The sequence below is a fragment of the Italian clover phyllody phytoplasma str. MA1 genome, from assembly GCF_000300695.1.
In the GTDB taxonomy this organism is placed as follows: domain Bacteria; phylum Bacillota_I; class Bacilli_A; order Acholeplasmatales; family Acholeplasmataceae; genus Phytoplasma.
This window is the reverse complement of the sequence record NZ_AKIM01000103.1, coordinates 1-3,232: the sequence shown is the minus strand read 5'-3', so window position 1 is coordinate 3,232 and position 3,232 is coordinate 1. Positions and strand designations below refer to the sequence as shown.

The 3,232-nt window shown below is 27.9% G+C and carries 4 protein-coding genes; all 4 read left to right on the top strand.

Features of this window, described 5'->3' with window-relative positions; translation table 11 throughout:
* Positions 1 to 516 (top strand): AAA family ATPase (locus RI01_RS02695; protein ID WP_017193135.1); only part of this gene is annotated, 516 nt, incomplete at its 5' end.
* A 2-nt stretch (positions 517 to 518) separates the two neighbouring features.
* Positions 519 to 2,156, top strand: a complete 1,638-nt coding sequence (locus tag RI01_RS02690; RefSeq protein ID WP_017193134.1) for a hypothetical protein — start codon at positions 519 to 521, stop codon at positions 2,154 to 2,156.
* 103 nt (positions 2,157 to 2,259) lie between these two features.
* Positions 2,260 to 2,448 carry a hypothetical protein gene (locus RI01_RS03690; protein ID WP_161598046.1) on the top strand — a complete coding sequence of 63 codons (189 nt, stop codon included), beginning with the start codon at positions 2,260 to 2,262 and terminating at the stop codon, positions 2,446 to 2,448.
* The gene (locus tag RI01_RS03925) at positions 2,397 to 2,855 is read left to right on the top strand and encodes a hypothetical protein (RefSeq protein WP_017193132.1); all 459 of its coding nucleotides are present in this window, start codon (positions 2,397 to 2,399) and stop codon (positions 2,853 to 2,855) included. Before RI01_RS03690 ends, RI01_RS03925 begins: the two co-directional genes overlap by 52 nt.
* Positions 2,856 to 3,232 lie beyond the last annotated feature (377 nt).

The following is a 3,232-nucleotide window of genomic DNA, read 5'->3' as shown; positions in this document are numbered from 1 at the left end:
TTAAGCGGATTAGAAGCTAGTTTAGAAATCGCCAATGTGGTAAACCAATTCAAAACCGAAATGACCTCTTTTGAAAATAATCCTGAAAAACCTATTTTCATTATTGGCGCTACAAACCATATCGCCCAAATCGATGAAGCTATCAAATCAAGATTCACTTATAACATCGAAGTTAAACCAGGCAATAAAGAAGAAAGAAAAGTCTTCTTAGAATTCTTAATCAAGAAACGTAAAAACCCTTACAGTGAAGAAGCAAAACAATATTTATATGAAGTAATTAATGAAGCTTTAGAAAGATTACCAGTTAACCAAGAATTCAAAAAAGCTAATCGTACTTTAGAAAACCTATTAAAAACAACAGTAGCAACCTTCGCTAAAAACCGAGGCCAAGCACAAACACGAAGAAACCAAATCAATCAAGAAGATTTAAAACAAGCTTACAAAATGATAATCTCACAAGATGACACCATTTTAAACACTATCGAACAAGAAATTAAAGCGAAAGGAGGTAAATAATTATGAAAACACCTTTAGACTTAATTAAAACTTATCTAACCTTTAAATCTTATTTCACTTGGTTTTTAATGGCTTCCGCCATCTTTGGCATCGTCCTTTTCTTTAAAAGAAAACTTTCCACCAAACAAACAACATACAAAAACCATACATGGAAAGGCTATTTAACTTATTTTTTAATTATTATTTGTATTTTAAGTTTCATTTACTTATGTTTCTTTCATAAACCAAAAGAACCATCTAGTAAATACGCAGGCCAATTAGCCCAAGAAATTGATAAAGCCATTGACAAGTACGATGAAGTCATCAACAATTACCAAGGACTAAAAGATAATTGGGAACAAGAATTAACCAAAGTAGAGGTCGAATTAAAAACACTCTATGAAGAACAAAAACTAACCCAAGAACAAAAAGCTAAAATCAAAGAATTAATAAACCAAACAGAAACAAAGATTAACGAAATCAAAACTAAAAAACAAGAAACTGAAAATAATATCAATATCTTAAAAGAACAATTAAAACAAAAAGAAAAAGCATTAGCCAACAAAGAAAAAGAAATAAAACTAACAGAAAAACAAATCGCGGAATCCACTGATTTAACTGAAAAAGAAAAATTACGCACTAAATTAGATATCCTTTATGATGAAAAAATCAAATTAGTTAAGCAAATTACTGAAATCAAAAGTCAAATAGGATTATTAGAAAACGAAATTGAAGGATTGAACAATATGCTCCGACGCGCCGAAGATTACAAAAAACTATTAGAAGAACGATACGAAGGTTTAACAAAAGGAGAAAAAGCATTATTCAACCAAATAAAATCTGTAGAACAACGCCGCACCAAAATCCAAAACAACATCAACCAAGTCAATGAAAAACTCGAAAAAATAGAGGCCGAACGAGAATTATATCAAGCTTTAAAAGAAAAATATAAAGCCATGCATGTTCGTATGGAAACCTACAAAAAAGAAAATTCCTTTTCCTTTGGTAATGCATGTAAAATGGGTTTCAAAACCTTTGACAAAGTAACTGACTTAATCCCTGCCAAATATGGTATGAAAATCATAGGCAAATCGCTTACTTTCACACGTAAATTCTCTCAAGGAATGACAAAAACAACTATGGTCCTTCACGAAGGACACCGTTTATGGCATATGTACAACGAAGTAGTGAATGAAAACAAAGAATCACTCCCAATGATTACCAAAGAAGCCTTAGAAATGTATACCAAAGATATCGACCGCGACCTAGCCAAACTCGACGCTGACTACAAAGACCAAGAAAAGAAAATAGAAGAATATAAACATAAATTACAATCTGATGAAATTAAGAAAGAATACGGAGAATCAAGGAAAATAGTTCAACAAATTGAAACTCAAGAAAAATCCGTTATCAACGAATACGAAAAAATAACTATAGAACTAAAAAACAAAAGAGATCAATTAGATAAAGAAACCAAAAAAGAAGAAACAAAAATAACACAAATAGAACAACTAGAAATAAAATTAGAACCCATCAACGAAGAAATAAATACCATCAAAGAAGAACTAAAACTTCAAAACCCTAACTACGCAAAAGTCCAAAAAAGAATTAAACAAACTAATCAAAACAAAATCCCTGAATTAATAACTATCCCAGCGTAAAAAACTTTTTCTTTAAAATTAACACAATAAAAATGTATAATAGTAGTAATGAATTTCTTTAAAAGATAATATCAATTCCTACTATTATCGGAAAGGCTATGAAATGATGAACTTTTTTAAAAAACATTGGATCGTTATTTTAATTATTACTCTTTTATTTATTTCTGCTATTATTGGTTTTTTTGAAGGTCTTTACGAAACCAAACAAGAACAAAAAAAATATCAAATTATCATGAAGAGTTGGATAATGAACAAAAACCAAATAAACCTTCAAGAACTAAACGCGAAATAGAAACTCCAAAACCTAAAATTAAAATAACACAAGAAAAATATGATAAAATTAAATCTTACATCTTATCAGAAAACGAAGTTTTAACCTTAAATATCCCAGAACAAGAAAAAAATGAAATTGAAAAAACGAAAAATAGTTTAAAAAAGTGTTTAAATTATTTAAATGAAGATCAAAAAGGAATCGACGAATCCCAAAAAGAATGCGACGGTTATAATAAACAAATAAGTGAACTTGATCCGCAAAAGGACAAAAACAAAATTGAAGGATTGAACAATATGCTCCGACGCGCCGAAGATTACAAAAAACTATTAGAAGAACGATATAAAGATGTCGAAACAGAATATAAAAAATCAATTATTTTATCCTCCCTCAATTCCCTCTACGAAATCACCTCAGCTGAGGAATAAAAAAAATAAAAGGGATTGTGTGTTTTAATGAATTTATCATTTCTTGATTTTCTTAAATCAATATATTTGTTAATTAAAATAATTTTATTTGCGATCAATTTTTCTTCTATTTTATTTAATTTTTTGATACCATACTTTTATATAGTTTTTAAAAATTATAAAAAATGTAAATTAAAAAATAAAAACATATCAGTTAATATTAATCATAAAGAAAAAAAATGTTTTGTTCATTTTTGGACTTCTATTCATGCTGGTTTAATTTTAATGATTTTATTAATTGATAATTTTAAAGAAATTTTAAATAAAATATCTTAAAAAATAATTTAACATAAATATCTTATATTTTACAAAGACCCTCTAGGGTCTTTTTTATTTAA

What these genes read in the sequence shown, in the direction of transcription:
- RI01_RS02690 (WP_017193134.1), top strand. Translation starts at nt 519, where the DNA reads ATGAAAACACCTTTAGACTTAATTAAAACTTATCTAACCTTTAAATCT.
- RI01_RS03690 (WP_161598046.1), top strand. Translation starts at nt 2,260, where the DNA reads ATGATGAACTTTTTTAAAAAACATTGGATCGTTATTTTAATTATTACT.